An 18,294-nucleotide genomic window follows, 5' to 3' on the forward strand; every position below is an offset into this window, starting at 1 on the left:
GGAGCCACTACCCTAAACCCTAACAGCGCTGTAAGAGTCAATAGAGTGAAATGAAAATAGGAGAACTGGCTAAACGCACCGAAGTCAGCATTCGCATGCTGCGCTACTATGAAGCGGAAGGCCTACTTAAGCCAACGCGCGCCGCCAATGGCTATCGTCATTATGGGCAGGGTGAGATCCGTACTGTCGAGCGGATCAAACTGCTCGGTTCAGCAGGCATGACTCTGGCAACCATCAAGCAATTCCTACCGTGTGTGAGAGGGGAGGGCCCAGTCTTCGAGCCCTGTGACGAACTACGCAATGTCTTGCACGAACAAATTGAGTTTGCCGACCAGAAAGCAGCCAAACTGGCCCAAAGCCGTGCCATTTTAGAAAGTTTTCTGTTCGATATAGAGCGGCAATGAAACGGTGGACAGCGGAAATTCCAAGGGGCATGTAACGCTTAAGCCATTGCGTACTCGCTTGGAGGGCTAGTCAACAGAAGAGCCGGGAGTTTCACTCACCCCGGCTCTCCTTCTACCAGGCTGGGCGTTGTGTGCGTGGCCCAAATGACAACACAAGCAATGTTCCCAGGCTGGTAGTGATCAGGGCTAATAGAGGGCCACCTAAAGCGCCGAGGTAATCCACTAATATACCACCGCCTATGGCGCCACTGGCGATAGCAACCTGAAAGGCGGCAACTATCAAGCCCCCCGCAGCTTCAACCTGATCAGGTGCGGCGCGAACAATCCAGGCTTGAAATCCGATGGGAAATGCGCCGAAAGCAAACCCCCACAATGCGATAGATACAGCAGTAACGCTGGCCAGACTACCCGCGAACAGTAGCGTAATGGTGATCGCAATAATGAGTGCCCCACCAAAGATAATGGCGTTGCGCTCGCTACGTTCTGCGATAAATGCACCGGCGAAATTGCCAAAAAAACCACCAATACCAAAGCCGAGCAGTACCGCAGAGATTGCACTGACGGATAGCTGCGCCACCTCTTCAAGGAGCGGTCGTATATAGGTAAATCCGGCAAAATGGCCTGAAATCATCAGCACTACGGCTAGCAGCACAACGCGAACCTGCGTGCGTTTAAGCAGTTGGAAGAGAATGCGCAGGCTTGGATTGTCTTTTGGCGGCATAGCGGGAATGGTGAAAAGCTGAGTCACGAGCGTTATCAGACTAAGGAAACCAGCGGCAATAAACGCACTTCGCCACCCCCAGAGACCACCGATATAGGCGCCCAGAGGCGCTGCACAAACGGTAGCGACAGATACGCCGGTCAGAACAATAGACATGGCGCGTGCAAACAGATTGTCGGGCACCATGCGCATTGCCAGAGCAGCGGCCATCGACCAGAACCCTCCCAAGGCAATTCCCAGCAGTACTCGAGCAAAAATTAAAACAAAAAAGCTATTCGCCGTCGCTGCCAACGCGTTGGAAATGACGAGCAGCAGCGATAAACCAAGCAGCACAAACCTACGATCAAAATTGCGGGTCAGGAGTGGGATTGTTAGCGCGGCAAGCGCAGCCACTGCAGCAGTAGCCGTGACGGCTTGGCCCGCGGCGCCAACGGAGATGTTGAGATCCGCTGCCATGGCCGTCAGCAGGCTGGCCGGTAAAAATTCGGCAGTCACTAAACCAAAAACCCCCAGCGCGAGGCTGACAATGCCCATCCAATTGGCTGAGGTAGGTTCAGCGGTGGGTGTTGCTGTTAGTAATGACGGGCTGGCGGAGCAAGTAGTGTTGTTCATTGCAGGCCTACTAAAGTGTTAGTTGAAGCTGCAGTGTAAAGTTAAGGTTTTGGCTTTTTTATGATATAAAAAACGTAAAGCATGACTATTTGTCCAAACCGAGTTCATTAATATGCGCGACACCTTAACTGAAATTCTGCTCGGCCTGCGCCTTGAGGGTGTGGAGTATGGACGATGCCTGCTGCGCCCCCCTTGGGCCGTCGCAACCCCTGCCCAGCCAGCAGCACATTTTCATTTTGTGGCGCAAGGCGGGTGCTGGTTGCGTACCGAGACAACCGAGTGGACATACCTGAACGCTGGCGATGCGGTGCTCTTTCCGCGCGGAGCTTCCCACGTCATGGCCAGCTCGCAGGACGTGCCTGCAGTGGGTAAGGCTACGTTGGCTCGCAGGCCGGTCTCTGAAAATATTTATCTGGTGAACAGTGGAACCAAAGAGGGCGATATTGAGCCGGATGTGCTTTTCTGTGGCGCCATGCACTTCAACCTCGACCCACTACATCCACTGATCGCGATGATGCCTGACATGATGCGCGCTAGCGATTTGGCTAAACGTGACCCATCGGTACCTGCTTTACTGGAGGCAATGGAGCGAGAAATTAGCCTGGATCGGATCGGTGCCTGCGGCATACTTGCCCGTTTGGCCGATGTGCTGGCCGCCAGTATTATTCGCGCTTGGATTGAGTGTGCCTGCAGTGACGACTCCAGCGGTTGGATTGCCGCCGTGCGCTGCCCACAGCTAGGCAAGGTGCTGGCAGCCATCCATACACAACCGGAGCGCGATTGGTCAGTCGCCGAGTTAGCGGATGTCATGGGGGCTTCGCGCTCAAGCTTTAACGATAAGTTCAGCCGGATGTTAGGTGTGACTCCCGCCAAGTATGTGGCGCGGGTAAAGATGTTTCAGGCTCGACAGTGGATAGCCCGGGACAATATGCGCATCGCCGTGGCCGCGAACCGGCTTGGCTATGACTCCGAAGCTTCATTCAGTCGCGCGTTCAAACGCATTATTGGACACCCGCCGAGTGAAGCACGTGAAGCAGAGATCTTGTGACGGTTAAAGTTTTGCTTCAACACCCGGTGAAGTTGCTGAACGGCTTTCCGATGAGATACTTGAGCAAGCACAGTCTGCGTTTACGCAAGGTATAAATATGGCCGCCGCAGTAAGTGGTGTCACCCTTTTGGCGCTTATGTTGATTAAGTCGGACTTCCAGGTTTAAAAGGGGGAACGGTTATAAATTGCTGGTTAAGCATTAAAAAAAGCCGTGTGCTCGGCCAGTACTGCTAAGCCAATTCCGATTAGCACAATACCGCCGATAAGTTCTGCCCAGTGACCGACAAACTTGCCAAGCTTATTGCCCAGAAAAGTGCCTATAGAGGCCATTACCGTAGTAGCGAGGCCGATAGCTAGGCTGGTGGCGATTATATTGGCATCGACAAAGGCGAGGCTGGCGCCCACGGCCATGGCATCAATGCTGGTTGCCGTGGCGGTCAACACCAATAACCAGAGCGTCTGTTTGCGATGCTCTATCTTGTCTTCCTTTTTGAGCCCGGCATGCATCATGTGAAGGCCGATAAGCGTCAGCAGGGTAAAGGCCACCCAGTGATCCCAGGCTTGCACATACTGCTGGGATGCCTTGCCCGCTACCCAGCCGAGTACTGGGGTAATGGCTTCGATCACACCAAAGACCAGGCCAATACTGATGGCGTGACGATACCGTGGCTTTTGCAGCTCGGCGCCTTTGCTGATGGAGGCGGCGAAGGCATCCGCCGACATGGATACGGCCAGAAACAGCAGGGTAATCGGTGTCATGGAGTGTGAACTCGCTCGCTGGAAAAGTACCGCGCACATTTACCCAGTGGCAGAGTAGTAATACTATGCTTGAGTGTAAGAGTCGGGTATTCAATAGCGATGAATCCTACCACGATTTATTAAACAAACAAGACAGAGCTTTAAAAATAAAGTTTGTAATAGTGAACTATCATAGCCTTGGCTAACAATGTGTGTGTTAGCTGATTTTGTTTGCTTTTAATATACTTGTGTGACTTTTGATAAAGATGTGAACCTATTGTGTTCGTCATGTTTGATGACGTTGTGATGTGCTTTTAAGGTTAAAGATTTATAGTTATCTATAGCGTTATTGTTGTTGGTGATTTAGTTGCAGTGATTCAAGATTAAGTAGCTTGAAGTTATAAAAGACTAAATAGCCATTTATCAGAATCATCGGGAAAACCAGAGGCCGATCACACTGGAAGTCATGCAGTCTGCGGAGCTGTTCCCGCTGCCCGCAGTTGAATGACGTCAGCGCGAGGTGGCGCGCCGAACATGCGGCTATATTCGCGGCTGAAGTGTGAAGGGCTTTCGTAACCCACACGATAGCTGGCGGTGGCCGCTTCCAGTCCTTCGGCCAGCATTAGTCGCCGGGCCTCATGCAAGCGAAGTTTCTTCTGGTACTGCAGGGGCGACATGCGAGTGACTTGACGGAAACTGTGATAAAGCGTCGATTCGCTCATGTTGGCTGCATCTGCCAGCTCACGGATCTTAAGCGGCTGGGCAAAGTGCTCTTTAAGGGTGTAGATAACCTGCGCAATCCGATTAGCCTGGGAGTCCGAGGCGGCAAACCGGCGCATATGTGGCCCCAATGCGCCCATTAATGCCCGGTAGATCAGTTCCCGCCGGGCCAAGGGCGAAAGCACCTTAATATCTTCCGGGGAGTCGAGCAGGCTTAATAAGCGAAAGAGTGCGCCCTGCATACGGGCATCCATGGGAGCCGACTTTAATCCGCAGTCCATCTCGGAACAGATAGCATCACTCCCCGAGAGCGGTGCCTTATCACCCAGTTCCAGTATCAGCCCCGCTACTTCCTGAGGATCCACAGAGACTTTTACCGCCAGAAAGGGTTTTTCTGGGGAGGCATGGTCAATCCTGCCTACCACTGGCAAGTGAACGGCGCTCGCCATGTAGCTGGGGCCGGTGTATACGATCTCTTTGTCACCTAGTAACACAGTCTTGCTGCCTTGAATGACAAAGCACAGGCACGGTTCATAGACGGCGCAGTGAAAACTGGAAGGGGCGTCAGTGCGCACCAATTGAACTTCGGCAATCGCCGTGTCCTGAAGTGCTTCAAGGGGCGACCAGCGGCGGACGACTTGGCTCAATTGCTGCGGCAGGCTGTCGCTGAATTGGGTGATCTGTTCAGGTGCGATAACGGTCACGGGCTCTCCTCCTTAACAGTTTGCAGTATATGCCCTCGCTTGAGGAATCGAAGGTTTTTCGGCTGGTTTTGCAGAATCAGGCAAGCACCCCGTAGAAACCGACAATTCGCACCAAGTGTCATCACGTTGTCATCGTGCCTATGCACCGAAATAGGTCGTTATCTCGCCTCACCCTCTTATTTAAGCTTTTACCCGCCACGACAGAATTAGGCAATCTTCCCGCAGGAACCCGATACCTCTCCCACGCCCCCTTCACCTATGTTAGCTGATATCCGGTCGGTGCTTGGTCTCTGGTCGAATCTGGCGCTGCTCAACCGACTACATAACTACCAACGCGTTACCCATCTATATAACGAACGCCGCTACCGGATGCCGGTAGCCAGGGGAGCAAGTCATCATGGGAAGTTTGTCTCAAAGAGCCCGCTTTGCAAGCAGCCGAGCGGTGATCCCGTTTTTGCTAATAACGGTCTTACTAGCCGGCTGTGAAGCCAAAAGCGAGGAAGCGGCAGCGCCTTCGCCGCCACCAGAGGTTGACGTAGCGGAAATCGAAGCGCAGCCGGTGGTGCTGAGCGAGTCATTCACCGGGCGGGTAGAAGCCGCAGAAACGGTGGAGTTAAGAGCCCGGGTTAGCGGCTATATCCAAGAAGTGGCCTTTGAAGAGGGCGAACTGGTAGAGCAAGGAGACCTGCTGTTCCTGATCGACCAGCGCCCTTATCAGGCGCGTATAGGTGCCGCTCAAGCGGATCTTGCCCAAGCCAGGAGCCAGCTGGCTCAGGCTGGCAGTGAAGCCGAGCGTGCCCGGGTGTTGCTGGGGCGTCAGGCCATTTCTCAAGAAGTACATGATCAGCGTCAATCGGCGCTAAACAACGCACGCGCTATGGTAGATGCCGCCCAAGCGGCGTTAGATACCGCCGAGCTCGACCTTGAGTACACCCGCATTACCGCACCGGTCGGTGGCCGCGTCGGCCGGGCCATGGTGACCCGGGGTAATCTGGCCAATGCCGATCAGAGCCTGCTGACCACGCTGGTAAGCATTGATCCGGTACACGTTTACTTTGAGGCAGATGAGCAGGCCGCGTTTGCCAGTCAGACACTATTGACCGTTGACGCGACGGATAGCCTGACCATCGAGCTGGGCGGCGACCCGCAGCGGCAGTACACGGGCACCCTGGACTTTATCGACAACCGTTTAAACCCCAACACGGGCACTCTGCAATTCCGGGCGGTGCTGGCCAACCCGGAGGGTCGCATTCGGCCTGGAGAGTTTGCACGGGTCGAAATGCCGGTCGCTCGTTTAGAGCAAGCATTACTGGTCGACCGTAAGGCAGTGCTGACTAATCAGGATCGCCGCTACGTCTATGTCGTCAATGAGAATAACCTGGCAGAGCAGCGCCAGGTGACCACAGGGCGGCAGGTGGCAGAACGAACCGTTATCACCGACGGGCTTCAAGCGGGTGATCGAGTGATCGTCAATGGTGTGCAAAAAGTGTTCTTCCCCGGAATGGAAGTGAGCCCGCAAAGCGTAGCGGCCGCCCCGGCGGCTGATGGCCCTATTTCCGACGACCAGCCCACCATTGCGGCCAGGGAGGAGTAAACCGTCATGAATTTCTCCCGTTTCTTCGTTGACCGACCGATTTTTGCGGCGGTGCTGTCGATCATTATTCTTGCGGTGGGGCTGATCTCTATTCCCAACCTGCCGATCAGCGAGTACCCCGACGTGGTTCCTCCCTCGGTTGTGGTGCGCACGGTCTACCCTGGTGCCAACCCGAAGGAGATCGCCGAGACGGTAGCGACGCCGCTGGAAGAAGCCATCAATGGCGTCGAGGACATGATGTACCTCAAGTCTGTTGCGGGTTCTGATGGCGTACTGCAAATGACCATCACCTTCCGTCCCGGTACCGATGCTGAGCAGGCTGCTGTTCGCGTACAGAACCGCGTTAGCCAGGCAGAGGCTCGGTTGCCGGAAGCTGTACGCCGCCAAGGCGTCACCACCCAGAAACAGTCACCGACGTTTCTGATGGTCGTTCACCTGACTTCTCCCAGTGGTGAATACGACACTCTCTACCTACGTAACTATGTGCGGCTGAATGTTCGTGACCGCCTGGCCCGGCTCGAAGGGATTGGGGATGCGCAAATCTTCGGCGGAGGTGACTACGCCATGCGAGCATGGCTGGATCCCGATCGGATCGCTGCCCGCGGCCTAACGGCCAGCGATGTGGTGGGGGCTATGCGAGAGCAGAACGTCCAGGTGTCCGCTGGGCAGTTGGGAGCCGAACCCATCGCGGATAGTGATTTTCTCACCCTGATTAACGCCCGTGGGCGGCTTGAAACGGTGGAAGAGTTTGGTGACATCGTGCTGAGCCGCGGCGACAGCGGCGAGATACTCAGGCTTGCGGATGTGGCTCGGCTGGAAATGGGCGCCGGGGACTATACGCTGCGCTCGCAGTTGGACGGCAACAACGCGGTGGGGGTGGGAATATTCCAGGCACCGGGTGCCAATGCGCTGGATATCCGAGAGCAGGTGATAGCCACCATGGAGGAACTGTCTGAGCAGTTCCCGGAAGGTGTTGAGTACGAAGCCGTCTACGACACTACGATCTTTGTTAATGACTCTATAAAGTCAGTGATAGCCACCTTACTTGAAGCCGTGCTGCTGGTGGTGTTGGTGGTCACGCTGTTCCTGCAGACCTGGCGTGCTTCCATCATCCCATTGCTTGCGGTACCGGTCTCGGTGATAGGCACCTTTGGCGCGCTCTACCTACTGGGTTATTCCATTAACACGCTGACCCTGTTTGGCCTGGTGTTGGCCATCGGTATCGTGGTGGACGACGCCATCGTGGTGGTGGAAAACGTGGAGCGGAACATTGAGGAGGGCCTAAAACCTCAGGCCGCCGCCCATCAGGCCATGAGAGAAGTCTCCGGGCCTATCATCGCGGTGGGGCTGGTTCTGTGTGCGGTGTTTATCCCCATGGCCTTTCTCTCGGGGGTGACCGGTCAATTCTATAGCCAGTTTGCGGTGACGATTGCCATCTCCACGGTGATCTCCACCATCAACTCGCTGACCCTATCGCCTGCGTTGGCAGCGATGCTACTCAAGCCCCATGACGCGCCCAAAGATCGCCTCACCCGAGTGATCGATAAGCTGTTCGGCTGGATTTTCCGTCCTTTCAACCGTTTCTTTAACGCCAGCTCCAACAAATACCAGGGCGGCGTGGCTCGCTCCCTGAAGCATCGTGGCGCGGTGTTTGTGGTCTACGCGCTGTTGTTGCTGGGCACCGGCGTGATGTTCAAGGCGGTGCCACCCGGCTTTATTCCAGTGCAGGACAAGCTTTATCTGATCGCGGGCGTCATTCTGCCGGAAGGCGCGTCGCTGGAGAGAACCGACCAGATGCTTCAGGACGTCGTGGACATCGCCATGGAGACCGAGGGCGTGGAGCACGCCATTGCCTTTCCCGGCCTGAACGCGCTGCAGTTCACCAATACCTCCAACACCGGGGTGGCCTTTCTTACCCTCAGCGCCTTTGGTGAGCGCAGCCTTAGCGCAGCGGAGATAAACGCCCGCATTAATCAGGGCATTGGCGGCCTGAAAGAAGGCTTCGCATTCTCCTTCATGCCACCGCCGATTCTGGGGCTAGGCAATGGGTCGGGCTTCCAGCTGTTCATCGAGGATCGCGGCAATCTTGGCTATGGGGCGCTGCAGCAGGCGGTGAACCAGCTCCAGGGGGCTATTTCGCAAACACCGGGAATGGGCTTTCCGATCAGCAGCTATCAATCCAACGTGCCGCAGCTGGATGCCGAGGTGGATAGGCTGAGGGCCAAGGCTCAGGGCGTGCCGTTGACCGAGCTGTTCGACACTCTGCAGACCTATCTTGGCTCGACCTATGTGAATGACTTCAATCGCTTTGGGCGCACTTGGCAGGTGATCGCCCAGGCGGACGCTCCCTACCGGAGCAGCGTGGAAGATATCGCCCGCCTGCGCACCCGCAACGACCAGGGAGAAATGGTGCCTATCGGCACGATGGTGAACATCACGCAAACCTTTGGACCAGACCCGGTGCTGCGCTACAACGGCTACCCAGCAGCAGACCTAGCCGGCGAATTTGACCCCCGCGTGCTTTCTTCCGCCCAGGCGATGGACGCCATCAACGCTCTGGCGGAAGAGGTGCTGCCGCCGGGCATGGCGCTGGAGTGGACTGACCTGAGCTACCAGCAATCCACTCAGGGGAATGCGGCGCTGGTGGTCTTCCCGCTGTCGATTCTGCTGGTATTTCTGGTGTTAGCGGCCCTCTACGAGAGCTGGACGCTACCGCTGGCGGTGATTCTGATTGTGCCCATGTCGATGCTGGCGGCGTTGATTGGTGTCTGGTTTGGTGGGGGTGACAACAACATCTTCGTGCAGGTGGGGCTGGTGGTGCTGATTGGCTTGGCGTGCAAGAACGCCATCCTGATCGTGGAATTCGCCCGTGAGCTGGAACTGCAGGGCAAGGGCGTAGTGGAAGCGGCCCTGGAAGCCTGCCGACTGCGGCTGCGGCCGATCATCATGACCTCGATTGCCTTCACGGCGGCGGTGTTACCTTCGGTAGTGGCCACTGGCGCAGGCGCCGAGGTGCGGGCAGCGCTGGGAACTGCGGTGTTTGCCGGCATGATCGGCGTCACCCTGTTCGGCCTATTCCTCACGCCGGTGTTCTACGTGGCGCTGCGCAAGTTGTCAGGCCCACTGGTCAGCCATCACAGCACTTCTTTAGACGCCGATCAGGGTAATTTGCCTGAAGGTAGCCATGGTTAAAAACGTTTAGTTCTGCTATAAAAATCCACTGCTCCTCTTTCACTAATCAATTGGGCAGTGGGTTTCCCCTTTCCGGTTAAACGGCTGCCTGATGGCGGGTTGGATAAGTAAATCTCAAATTCTAGTGTTTAGTTTTATGCATATTTTAATGTGCTTATTTTTTTGAAAATTACTTTTGGAGTGCCCGCTTAATGGTGCGCTTTAAAAATTTAACGTGGTGTTGAGAAAAACGCTATGGGGCATGAAAAAATATTTCATTTATCCCTTGATAAAACGCTTGTTTTAGAAAAAAATGCTCAATAAGCTCGCCATGGGGAAATAAATTGCTTATTGATCGTTTCGATTTGAAAATTCTTGAACAGCTGCAGCGCGATGATACTCTTTCTATAGCACAGCTCGCAGAGGGGATTGGACTCTCTGTTACGCCATGCTGGCGGCGAATACAAAGACTGGAAAAAGACGGCGTCATTGAAAAAAGAATTGCCGTATTGAACCCTGAAAAGTTGAATCTTGGACTCACCGTGTTTGTGATGGTTAAAACGGATAAACATAATCAGGCTTGGCTTAATGCATTTCAGGAAACCGTACAGGCATTTCCTGAAATTGTAGAGGTGAATCGCCTGGCAGGTGAGTACGACTACTTACTCAAGGTCATTACGCGTGATAACCAGTCTTATGACGCCTTTTATAAAAGGCTTATTGCGAGAATAGAGCTTAGTAATGTCACATCGTGCTTCTCAATGGAACAAGTCAAGAAAACCAACGAGCTCCCCCTCGGCGATCTCTCATGAGTGGATGCAGTGCCTGCAGAGCGGGGTGATTGGTGAAGGGCGTTTGATCCCTGGCCCGTTTGGCGCATGCCCCTTGCTCTATGCCGATTACACGGCATCGGGAAGGGCGCTGGAGATAGTGGAGCGCGCAATTCAGAAAGAAGTGCTGCCTCTCTACGCCAACACCCATACCGAAACCTCTTACACCGGCAAGATGACCACGCGGCTGCGCGAAGCCGCCCGCCAGGCTGTCGCGGAATCGGTCGGTGCCAATCACGAATATGCGGTTATTTTTGCTGGCGCCGGGGCGACAGCGGCGATAGATCGCTGCTGTCGGATCCTTGAGTTGACGCCTGAGCAGAGGACTTCGCAAGCGGCCAAGCCCGTGGTGTTTGTTGGCCCCTACGAGCATCACTCCAATGACCTGATGTGGCGAGAGTGCGATGTGGACGTGGTACGCATTCCGCTTGGCGGCCATGGCCTCCCTGATCTCATGGTGCTTGAACAGGAGTTGCAGGCCTATGCTCAACGGGATGTCAAAGTGGTAGCGTTTTCGGCCGCTTCCAACGTAACGGGCATTTTGACACCGGTGCACCAAGTGGCAAGGCTAGCGCATCAATACGGCGGCTTGGCTATCTTCGACTATGCGGCGAGCGGGCCCTATGTGAAGATCAATATGGCAGGCAGCGGCCACGATGATCACCTGGATGCCATCTTCCTATCGCCCCATAAGTTTGTTGGCGGGCCGGGCAGTTCCGGCGTATTGGTGATTCGAAAAGCCCTGTGCCGCAATGCCAAGCCATCCATAGCCGGGGGCGGCACAGTCTCCTATGTGACGGCGACCCATCACCGTTATGTGCGCGATGTTGAGCGCCGGGAGGAGGCGGGAACACCGAATATCCTGGGTGATATTCGAGCCGGGCTGGCGTTTCGTATTAAGGAAAGCGTTGGGGTCGAGGCGATTGAGTCACGCGAGCAAGCGCTGGTAGCGATGGCCGTGGCACGCTGGCAAAAAGTCGCTAACGTGCGTCTGCTGGGGGCCCTTGATGTGCCCAGGCTGGCGATTTTTTCTTTCAACATTACTGCCGGTGGCAAGGCTATTCATCATAATCTGGTGGTTGCCATGTTGAATGACCTGTTTGGTATTCAGGCGAGAGGGGGGTGTTCCTGTGCAGGGCCTTATGGTCATGAACTGCTCGCCATTGATAGTGAGACCGCAGCAGAGCATGAAGCTTTAGTCCAAAAGGGTAGAAGCATATATCGCCCAGGCTGGGTAAGGCTCGGATTTAACTTCTTTTTTAGTAATGAGACGGCTAACTATATAATATCTGCAGTCGAGTTTATTGCCCGTTATGCGCCGGTATTGCTGAAATTATATTCAGTCGATGAAGCCACCGGTGTCTGGGTCGCTCAGTATCAGAAACGGCCTACTCAGCCTGAGGCGCCAGTGACACCACAACTGTTGGATACGCTTTTGCATCAGGACGCTTTAACAGAACCAGCCGAGACGCAGGAATCCGTGGATTGTTTTGCCCGAGCGCTTGCGTTGGTCGAACAGGCGAAAGTCCTTCCTTTACCCGCCAGCCGTCACGATGACGACGTACCCGTTCGCTGGTTCTGGTGGCCCCATGAAGCAGACCAGGCTGATGCACTATATTGCCATTAACGAGAATTGTTTCTCTGATGAGAATCAACAGATTATTCTCGCGGTGGCTCACCCCGCCAGCCATCCCCAAAGTTGATGATAGAGCGGAATGCCAATTAGCACATTGAAGGGGAAGGTGAGCCCCAGTGACGCCAGCATGGCAAGGCCAATGTTGGCGTCTGGAATCGCGGCACGAATGGCCACAGGCGCGGCAATGTATGACGCGCTGGCAGTAAGACTCGCCAGAATAACCGCGGAGCCTGCGGGTAGCCCAAGCCAGTACGCCATCATCAAACCTAAGCAGGAGAGCGCAATGGGCGCTGCCATAGCAAAGATGATTAGGCGGCTGTGTCCCCAGCGCAGGCTGCGCAGTGTCTCTGCCGCGACCAGACCCATCTCCAGCAGAAACAGCGCCAATATACCCTTGAAGGCGTGGGTATATAGGCCAGTCACCGATTCGCCTGCATTCGGGCCGTAAAGCCAGCCAATCAGAACACCGCCTACCAGTAGAATAACGCCGCGATTGGTCAGGGTTTCGTGCCATAGGCCCGCGGCCGAGCTGGTTGTGCCATTACGGCTAAAACGCCGGTAAATCATCAGCCCCAGCATAATGGCTGGAAGCTCCAGCAACACCAGGTAAAGGGTGACTTGCCCGCCGGTCACCAGGTTATGCGCTTCGGTATACGCTAGTGCAACAGCAAAAGTACCGGCACTCACCGAGCCATAGTGGGCCGCGAGACTGGCGCTGTCGGCAATAGACAACCGTACTAGGTAGCGGCCGACCGGAAAGATAACCAGCGGAATAATGATCCCCAATAATGTGACACCGGCCAACTCGATAAGCAGTGAAAGGCTCAAGCTGCCGTGCAACGCCATGCCGCCTTTAAGGCCGATGGTGAGCATCAGCAGTAGGCTTAGTATGTCGTAAGCGGCTTTGGGAATGCTGAGATCGGAGCGCACCACACCGGCCACCACACCTAGCACAAAGAACATGACCACAATATCCGGCACGGAAGATCTCCTTTACAGGGTTTTAAAGCGGCTACTTTAGCGACCTAAAGAGATTGATGAAAACAAATAAACTTTATACAGTCATAGATAATTATCTATGGTGTAAAGGATGAAAGTACGACAACTGACCTTCCGCCTGCTGCAGGTTTATGCCGACGTGGTACGCACAGGCTCGATTACCGCCACCGCGAATCGGCTCCACCTGACTCAACCTACGGTGTCTCAGCAGTTGAAACGGCTGCGGGAAATTGTCGGTGAACCCATTGTGCGCCAGGAGGATGGTCGCGTGGTGCCCACTGAAGTCGGACAAGCGCTCTATCAGCTAAGCCAGGACTTACTCAGCCGTGCCGATGTGTTTAGCCAGTATCTGGGCGAATACAACCGGGGTGGCCGCGGCCATTTTAGTATTGGCCTGGTCAACACAGCCCAGTACGTGCTGCCCCGTCTTTTAGGGCCCTTTAGCCAGGCTAACCCGCAGGTAGACGTCACGGTGGAGATCGGTAACCGTCAGCAGATGCTTAATCGCTTTGAGCGTCACGAAGACGATATCTATGTCTTTAGCCACCCGCCCAGCGATGACGCGGTGCTCGCTGCGCCTTTTCTGAGCAACCCGCTGGTCGTCGTGGGGCCGACGGATTGCCGTTGGGCAGGCATGGAGGGCCTCACCATGGCGTCTCTCAAAAATGAGCGATTCCTACTGCGCGAACCGGGATCCGCGACCCGGCATACCTTTGATGCCTGGTTATACAGTGCGGGTATTGAGCTGCGCTCCACTCAGCAGATCGCCAGCAACGAGGCGATCCGGCTTGCAGTGGCATCGGGAATGGGGTTGGCAGTGCTGTCGCGACATGTGGTTGCGGACTCCCCTAAAGGTGTTCAAGAGCTGCCCTTGCAGGATTTTCCGCTGAAAAGCCGCTGGCACTTTGTGGTGCGTCGGGAGCGTCGCTTACCGCCCGCCGCCTATCGCTTTTTGAGCTTTGTGCAAGGCTCGCTGGCTCAAGCGTTTGACGAACCCGAAGGCGAATTGGCCGTGGCTGAACTGTTGCAAGCCTTAAAGGATGAGCGCTGACACGCTGACTTGCCAACAGCGTCAATCTTTCCCGTTGAAGGCGCCGGATAACCTATGCGCTAAAATGTTAAGAGAGAGCTTAAAAAGAACTTAAAAGAGAGCTGAAGACCGCACGTGGTTCATGCAGTCGCGCTTCGATACTCATGTTGAGTAACCGCTGCAAACGGAGGTAACTATGCTGCTCAAAGGATCATGTCACTGCCAGGCCGTGACGTTCAATGTAAGGTCTCAGCATCCCTATCCATTCAACCGTTGTTACTGCTCTATTTGCCGTAAAACGGCGGGCGGTGGCGGCTATGCCATCAACCTCAGCGGTGATAGTAAAACCCTAAATGTGAGTGGCGATGAGCACATCTCGGTCTATCGAGCGATCATCGATGGCGTGCAAAGCACGGGCGAGCGGCATTTTTGCAAGCATTGCGCCACGTCGCTATGGGTTTACGATCCCGACTGGCCCGAGCTTGTGCACCCTTTCGCATCAGCAATCGATACACCACTGCCGACACCACCCAAGCGAACACACATGATGTTGGGAAGCAGGGCGGATTGGGTGGAGGTAAATGCGCAGTTCCAAGACAAATGCTTTGATGAGTACCCGGATGAAAGCCTTGCTGAGTGGCACCAGCGCCTGGGGTTGGAACGCTAGGGCTAGAGGGAGGGGGGCCCGCTTGTTTCATAAGGTATCTGTACTAACCTTCTATACGAGCTCCGCAGGGAGCTCAGAGTGCAACTTGTAACTGATGTTCAGGTGACAGGTTGTGCATTCGTTGTATAAAAGGAGGTTAGGAAGATGGAATTTGAAAAATATAAGTCGTGTATCGAAGCGTGCAATATCTGTGCGGTTTATTGTGAATCTTGCGCCACTGCCTGCTTAAAGGAAGATGATGCAAAAATGATGGCCGAGTGCGTTCGTCTAGATCGCCAATGTGCTCAAATATGCCGTTTAGCGGCGTCATTCATGGCACAGGGTAGTGAATACGCCAAAGATATCTGCCGGATATGTGCTGATATTTGCAAGGCTTGCGGTGATGAGTGCTTCAAGCACGACGCCAAGCATTGTCAAGAGTGTGCCAAAGCGTGTCTGCATTGCGCTGATGAATGCACTGCTATGGCTGCCTAATATATTTAAAAACAGAAAGTTAACTACCTTAACTGAGCTAGCCAGCTTCCTATGCACACAGGAGGCTGGCTTTTTTATTGGCGGTAGCTGTTTGCTCTGACGGCGTATTCTGTCGCTGCCCTGGATAAAACTTTAGTGCAGGAGGAGGCACCAGAAATTCTGGAATAACTGCGCCCGTATGGCTTTTAACCTCCACTCGGCTACACTTTTTATGGGCCAATTGGCCCTATACCTCGAAAAGGAGGGCGTGCTATGCATATTGCAAAAGAAGACATTCCAGTCCAGATAGACTTACCCGGAGCAGTCGCCCGACAACAAAAGGATTTTGGTGATGTAACGGGGTTTGGGAAGATGGGTGCTGAGTATTTCTCATTTGGCAACGGTACTGATATCACCGATTTGTTGCACGGCCTGGAAGGGGATAGTTGTCAAAGCCCGCACTGGGGTTATGTAGTAAAAGGCTCGATTACCGCGTTGTATTCCGATCACACAGAGGAAACTTCTCGAGAAGGCGACATGTTTTACTGGCCTCCTGGGCATAGCGTTCGGGCGGAAGAAGATACGGATATCGTGATGTTTAGCCCTCAACATGAGCATGGCCTAGTCATTGACCATATCAAACGCAAAACGGCTAGTTAATCCTTGCCTAAGGCTTTGGGGCTGCGCTGTCTCTATTGACGCAGCTCCTCACAAGCACAGGATAAAATAGAGTCGTACCGACATTGCAGACACTATCTTCAGAAAAAAGCCTTCATCAACATCAGGCTTGCTTTCAAGGCTTCAAGCACATGAGCTTTTAGTTTTACCGCCCCTGTATTGTAATATTGAGTGGCTTAACGGTGGCGGTGCCGATAAAGCCACCAGATATCAAAACCAAACGAATAGGTTAAAGATATCAATGCGCTAATGGCCAGCAGGCTGGCGACAAGGTGCGAAGTAAGCGGCGTTAATGCCAGCAGCAGTGCGACTACTTGCCAAACACACACCGCCTTGCGGCGATAGCTTGCAAACAGCGGCTGTGAGAGCCACGGGAACTGCCAGCTGGCAGCGATAAACAGGTAGCGCATCCCACCGATTAACAGTACCCAAACGCCTAGTGACTCCAACCGCAGCAATCCCGCACAAAGCAGTAAAATCAGTAGGGCATCCAACTCCATATCAAAGCGGGCACCGAACGGTGTGTGGCTTTTGGTGCGCCTGGCAATCCAGCCGTCAACGCCATCCAGCAGTAGGGCGAACACCGCGATAACCAGCCACTGGCCTATAGCCCCTGTAAACGTATTATCGGCGAGCGCGCCCGCTACCAGGGCAACCAATACCGCACGGGCCAGCGTGACCCGGTTTGCCCACCCCAGTGAGCCGTAGGGCCAGAAAAATATGATCAGGGTGGATATAACGGTGTAGAAGGCAATGGCCACCCCCCAGTTAGCCGGCGTCGCCATTAATAGTGGCAGGCCTTTGCCCACGGCGATTAGCAGCAAGCCGGCCAGCAGTAGCTCTGCAGCGCTGTAAAGCCGCTTGGGCTGGGGTGAAAGGGAGGCATTAGTGAAAAGCGGCATGGTCTCTCACGAAGCGGCGTTGCTATCCGCAGTTAAAATAAATGATGCAACTATTTTTATATGTACCATTCTTGTAGAAGAAGGTAGGGTTGTCCATATGATCAAGAGTTTGACGGATTAGTTGCAACTGGTTAATCGAATATTTTCTTTTCACCCGCTAAGCTGAAGATGGTGAACCATTGAAAACTGTTCTGCCTAGGGCCATGCAATATGCGGTCAATCATTATGGTAAGTGGCCGGGCAAGAGGCTAAGACACACAGGGTCTCCCTTAGTCTTAACTTGCAGCCTAATGGTGCCACGCCACATTCAACGGAATGAAACAGAGCCCAGACTATGTGGGCTCGTAACGAAAAGGAACGCTCATGTCGGCGCCTGACGAGGTTGGCGAAACTTCCTATGATTGCCCAAAAAACTGGGCCAATGCCTTCTGGGTGACTCACCCAGCACAGGGCGAGTTGCGGCGTGAACAGCTTACTACGCCCGCTTCAGACGAGGTGTATGTGCGCACCTTGTACAGCGGTATCAGCCGCGGCACCGAGTCGCTGGTGTTCAATGGCCGCGTGCCTGAAAGCGAATTTTCGCGCATGCGGGCTCCCTTTCAGTCGGGGGAGTTCCCTGCCCCGGTTAAGTATGGCTACTGTAGCGTTGGTCGCGTTGAGCAAGGGCCAAGCGCTCTACTGAATAAAACCGTTTTCTGCCTGTTTCCCCATCAGGATCGCTACATTGTGCCTGCTTCGGCGGTGCTCGAAGTGCCCGCCAATGTACCTGCGAAACGCGCCGTATTGGCTGCTAATATGGAAACCGCCATTAACGGCGTGTGGGACGCAGAGCCCATGCTGGGTGAACGAATCTGTGTGATTGGCGCCGGTGTTGTCGGTGCACTGGTGGCTTATCTGTGCGCCCAGGTGCCCGGTGTGACCGTCCAGTTGGTCGATATTAATTCAGAGCGTCGCCCATTGGCCGAGAAACTGGGTGTGGCTTTCGCTACGCCTGAACAAGCCTCCCTTGACCAAGATTGTGTGATCCACGCCAGCGGCCAATCAGCGGGTTTACGCCAAGCGCTTGAATTAGTCGGTAGTGAAGGGCGCATTATTGAAATGAGCTGGTTTGGCGAGGGGGATGTTGCCATTCCGTTGGGCGGTGCTTTCCACTCTCAGCGACTAACGCTCAAGGCCAGCCAAGTCGGCCAGCTACCGTCCAAACTACGCCCCCGCTGGGACTACCAACGCCGCCTTCGGTTAGCGCTGAGCCTGCTGGTGGACGAGCGGTTGGATGCCTTGATCAGCGGCGAAAGTGAATTCGCGCAGCTACCAACGCTGGCCCCTAGGCTGTTTGGCCGCGGCAGCGTTGAACTCTGTCACCGCCTGCGCTATCCCGTATAACTCA

16 protein-coding genes are annotated in these 18,294 nt (G+C 54.5%); 11 read left to right on the forward strand and 5 right to left on the reverse strand.

The genetic code is table 11. The annotated features are described in order from the left end of the window. Positions 1–50 precede the first annotated feature (50 nt). Entirely contained in the window at positions 51–404 is a 354-nt protein-coding gene (locus tag U738_RS03570; protein WP_035577392.1) for a MerR family transcriptional regulator, read from the forward strand. A 112-nt stretch (positions 405–516) separates the two neighbouring features. On the opposite strand, the gene U738_RS03575 is transcribed toward U738_RS03570, so the two are convergent. Continuing rightward, a complete protein-coding gene (locus tag U738_RS03575; protein ID WP_035577395.1) occupies positions 517–1,737 on the reverse strand; it encodes an MFS transporter in 1,221 nt (406 codons plus the stop codon). Positions 1,738–1,849: 112 nt separating this feature from the next. On the opposite strand from U738_RS03575, the gene U738_RS03580 reads away from it, so the two are divergent. Further along, positions 1,850–2,785: an AraC family transcriptional regulator gene (locus U738_RS03580; protein ID WP_035577397.1), complete on the forward strand. Its 936-nt coding sequence runs from the start codon at positions 1,850–1,852 to the stop codon at positions 2,783–2,785. A 192-nt stretch (positions 2,786–2,977) separates the two neighbouring features. Here the strand turns inward: U738_RS03580 and U738_RS03585 are convergent, their stop codons facing one another. Continuing rightward, complete coding sequence (locus tag U738_RS03585) at positions 2,978–3,544, reverse strand: manganese efflux pump MntP (RefSeq protein WP_035577399.1); 567 nt, start codon at positions 3,542–3,544, stop codon at positions 2,978–2,980. A gap of 443 nt (positions 3,545–3,987) precedes the next feature. After that, a complete protein-coding gene (locus U738_RS03590; protein ID WP_035577401.1) occupies positions 3,988–4,947 on the reverse strand; it encodes an AraC family transcriptional regulator in 960 nt (319 codons plus the stop codon). Between the two features lie 397 nt (positions 4,948–5,344). Here U738_RS03590 and U738_RS03595 point away from each other — a divergent pair, with 397 nt between their 5' ends. The 4 genes from U738_RS03595 (at position 5,345) to U738_RS03610 (ending at position 12,169) form a co-directional block, all read left to right on the forward strand. Then, positions 5,345–6,541: an efflux RND transporter periplasmic adaptor subunit gene (locus U738_RS03595; RefSeq protein ID WP_035577402.1), complete on the forward strand. Its 1,197-nt coding sequence runs from the start codon at positions 5,345–5,347 to the stop codon at positions 6,539–6,541. Between the two features lie 6 nt (positions 6,542–6,547). Next, on the forward strand, positions 6,548–9,733 hold the full coding sequence (locus tag U738_RS03600; RefSeq protein ID WP_035577405.1) for an efflux RND transporter permease subunit: 3,186 nt from the start codon (positions 6,548–6,550) through the stop codon (positions 9,731–9,733). Between the two features lie 323 nt (positions 9,734–10,056). Then, on the forward strand, positions 10,057–10,524 hold the full coding sequence (locus tag U738_RS03605) for an Lrp/AsnC family transcriptional regulator (protein ID WP_197671946.1): 468 nt from the start codon (positions 10,057–10,059) through the stop codon (positions 10,522–10,524). 4 nt (positions 10,525–10,528) lie between these two features. Beyond that, positions 10,529–12,169 (forward strand): aminotransferase class V-fold PLP-dependent enzyme, encoded by a 1,641-nt coding sequence (locus tag U738_RS03610; protein WP_035577407.1) that lies wholly within the window; start codon positions 10,529–10,531, stop codon positions 12,167–12,169. Between the two features lie 48 nt (positions 12,170–12,217). On the opposite strand, the gene U738_RS03615 is transcribed toward U738_RS03610, so the two are convergent. After that, a complete protein-coding gene (locus U738_RS03615) occupies positions 12,218–13,159 on the reverse strand; it encodes a sodium-dependent bicarbonate transport family permease (RefSeq protein WP_035577409.1) in 942 nt (313 codons plus the stop codon). Positions 13,160–13,268: 109 nt separating this feature from the next. Here U738_RS03615 and U738_RS03620 point away from each other — a divergent pair, with 109 nt between their 5' ends. The 4 genes from U738_RS03620 (at position 13,269) to U738_RS03635 (ending at position 15,987) form a co-directional block, all read left to right on the forward strand. Continuing rightward, the gene (locus U738_RS03620; RefSeq protein ID WP_035577411.1) at positions 13,269–14,228 is read left to right on the forward strand and encodes a LysR family transcriptional regulator; all 960 of its coding nucleotides are present in this window, start codon (positions 13,269–13,271) and stop codon (positions 14,226–14,228) included. A gap of 175 nt (positions 14,229–14,403) precedes the next feature. Then, positions 14,404–14,874 (forward strand): GFA family protein, encoded by a 471-nt coding sequence (locus tag U738_RS03625; protein ID WP_035577413.1) that lies wholly within the window; start codon positions 14,404–14,406, stop codon positions 14,872–14,874. 144 nt (positions 14,875–15,018) lie between these two features. Continuing rightward, positions 15,019–15,348, forward strand: a complete 330-nt coding sequence (locus U738_RS03630; RefSeq protein ID WP_035577415.1) for a four-helix bundle copper-binding protein — start codon at positions 15,019–15,021, stop codon at positions 15,346–15,348. 252 nt (positions 15,349–15,600) lie between these two features. After that, on the forward strand, positions 15,601–15,987 hold the full coding sequence (locus tag U738_RS03635; RefSeq protein ID WP_035577416.1) for a hypothetical protein: 387 nt from the start codon (positions 15,601–15,603) through the stop codon (positions 15,985–15,987). A 194-nt stretch (positions 15,988–16,181) separates the two neighbouring features. On the opposite strand, the gene U738_RS03640 is transcribed toward U738_RS03635, so the two are convergent. Further along, positions 16,182–16,907, reverse strand: coding sequence for a CDP-alcohol phosphatidyltransferase family protein (locus U738_RS03640; protein ID WP_035577418.1), 726 nt, complete (start codon positions 16,905–16,907; stop codon positions 16,182–16,184). 363 nt (positions 16,908–17,270) lie between these two features. Here U738_RS03640 and U738_RS03645 point away from each other — a divergent pair, with 363 nt between their 5' ends. Next, a complete protein-coding gene (locus tag U738_RS03645; protein WP_035577420.1) occupies positions 17,271–18,290 on the forward strand; it encodes a zinc-dependent alcohol dehydrogenase in 1,020 nt (339 codons plus the stop codon). Positions 18,291–18,294: the final 4 nt, after the last annotated feature.

It is taken from the genome of Halomonas sp. TG39a, from assembly GCF_000744395.1.
Lineage (GTDB): Bacteria > Pseudomonadota > Gammaproteobacteria > Pseudomonadales > Halomonadaceae > Vreelandella > Vreelandella ventosae_B.

Excerpts from the sequence above, each read along its gene's own strand:
- U738_RS03570 (WP_035577392.1), top strand. The coding sequence starts at position 51 with ATGAAAATAGGAGAACTGGCTAAACGCACCGAAGTCAGCATTCGCATG.
- U738_RS03575 (WP_035577395.1), bottom strand. The coding sequence starts at position 1,737 with ATGAACAACACTACTTGCTCCGCCAGCCCGTCATTACTAACAGCAACA.
- U738_RS03580 (WP_035577397.1), top strand. The coding sequence starts at position 1,850 with ATGCGCGACACCTTAACTGAAATTCTGCTCGGCCTGCGCCTTGAGGGT.
- U738_RS03585 (WP_035577399.1), bottom strand. The coding sequence starts at position 3,544 with ATGACACCGATTACCCTGCTGTTTCTGGCCGTATCCATGTCGGCGGAT.
- U738_RS03595 (WP_035577402.1), top strand. The coding sequence starts at position 5,345 with ATGGGAAGTTTGTCTCAAAGAGCCCGCTTTGCAAGCAGCCGAGCGGTG.
- U738_RS03600 (WP_035577405.1), top strand. The coding sequence starts at position 6,548 with ATGAATTTCTCCCGTTTCTTCGTTGACCGACCGATTTTTGCGGCGGTG.
- U738_RS03610 (WP_035577407.1), top strand. The coding sequence starts at position 10,529 with ATGCAGTGCCTGCAGAGCGGGGTGATTGGTGAAGGGCGTTTGATCCCT.
- U738_RS03620 (WP_035577411.1), top strand. The coding sequence starts at position 13,269 with ATGAAAGTACGACAACTGACCTTCCGCCTGCTGCAGGTTTATGCCGAC.
- U738_RS03625 (WP_035577413.1), top strand. The coding sequence starts at position 14,404 with ATGCTGCTCAAAGGATCATGTCACTGCCAGGCCGTGACGTTCAATGTA.
- U738_RS03630 (WP_035577415.1), top strand. The coding sequence starts at position 15,019 with ATGGAATTTGAAAAATATAAGTCGTGTATCGAAGCGTGCAATATCTGT.
- U738_RS03635 (WP_035577416.1), top strand. The coding sequence starts at position 15,601 with ATGCATATTGCAAAAGAAGACATTCCAGTCCAGATAGACTTACCCGGA.
- U738_RS03640 (WP_035577418.1), bottom strand. The coding sequence starts at position 16,907 with ATGCCGCTTTTCACTAATGCCTCCCTTTCACCCCAGCCCAAGCGGCTT.
- U738_RS03645 (WP_035577420.1), top strand. The coding sequence starts at position 17,271 with ATGTCGGCGCCTGACGAGGTTGGCGAAACTTCCTATGATTGCCCAAAA.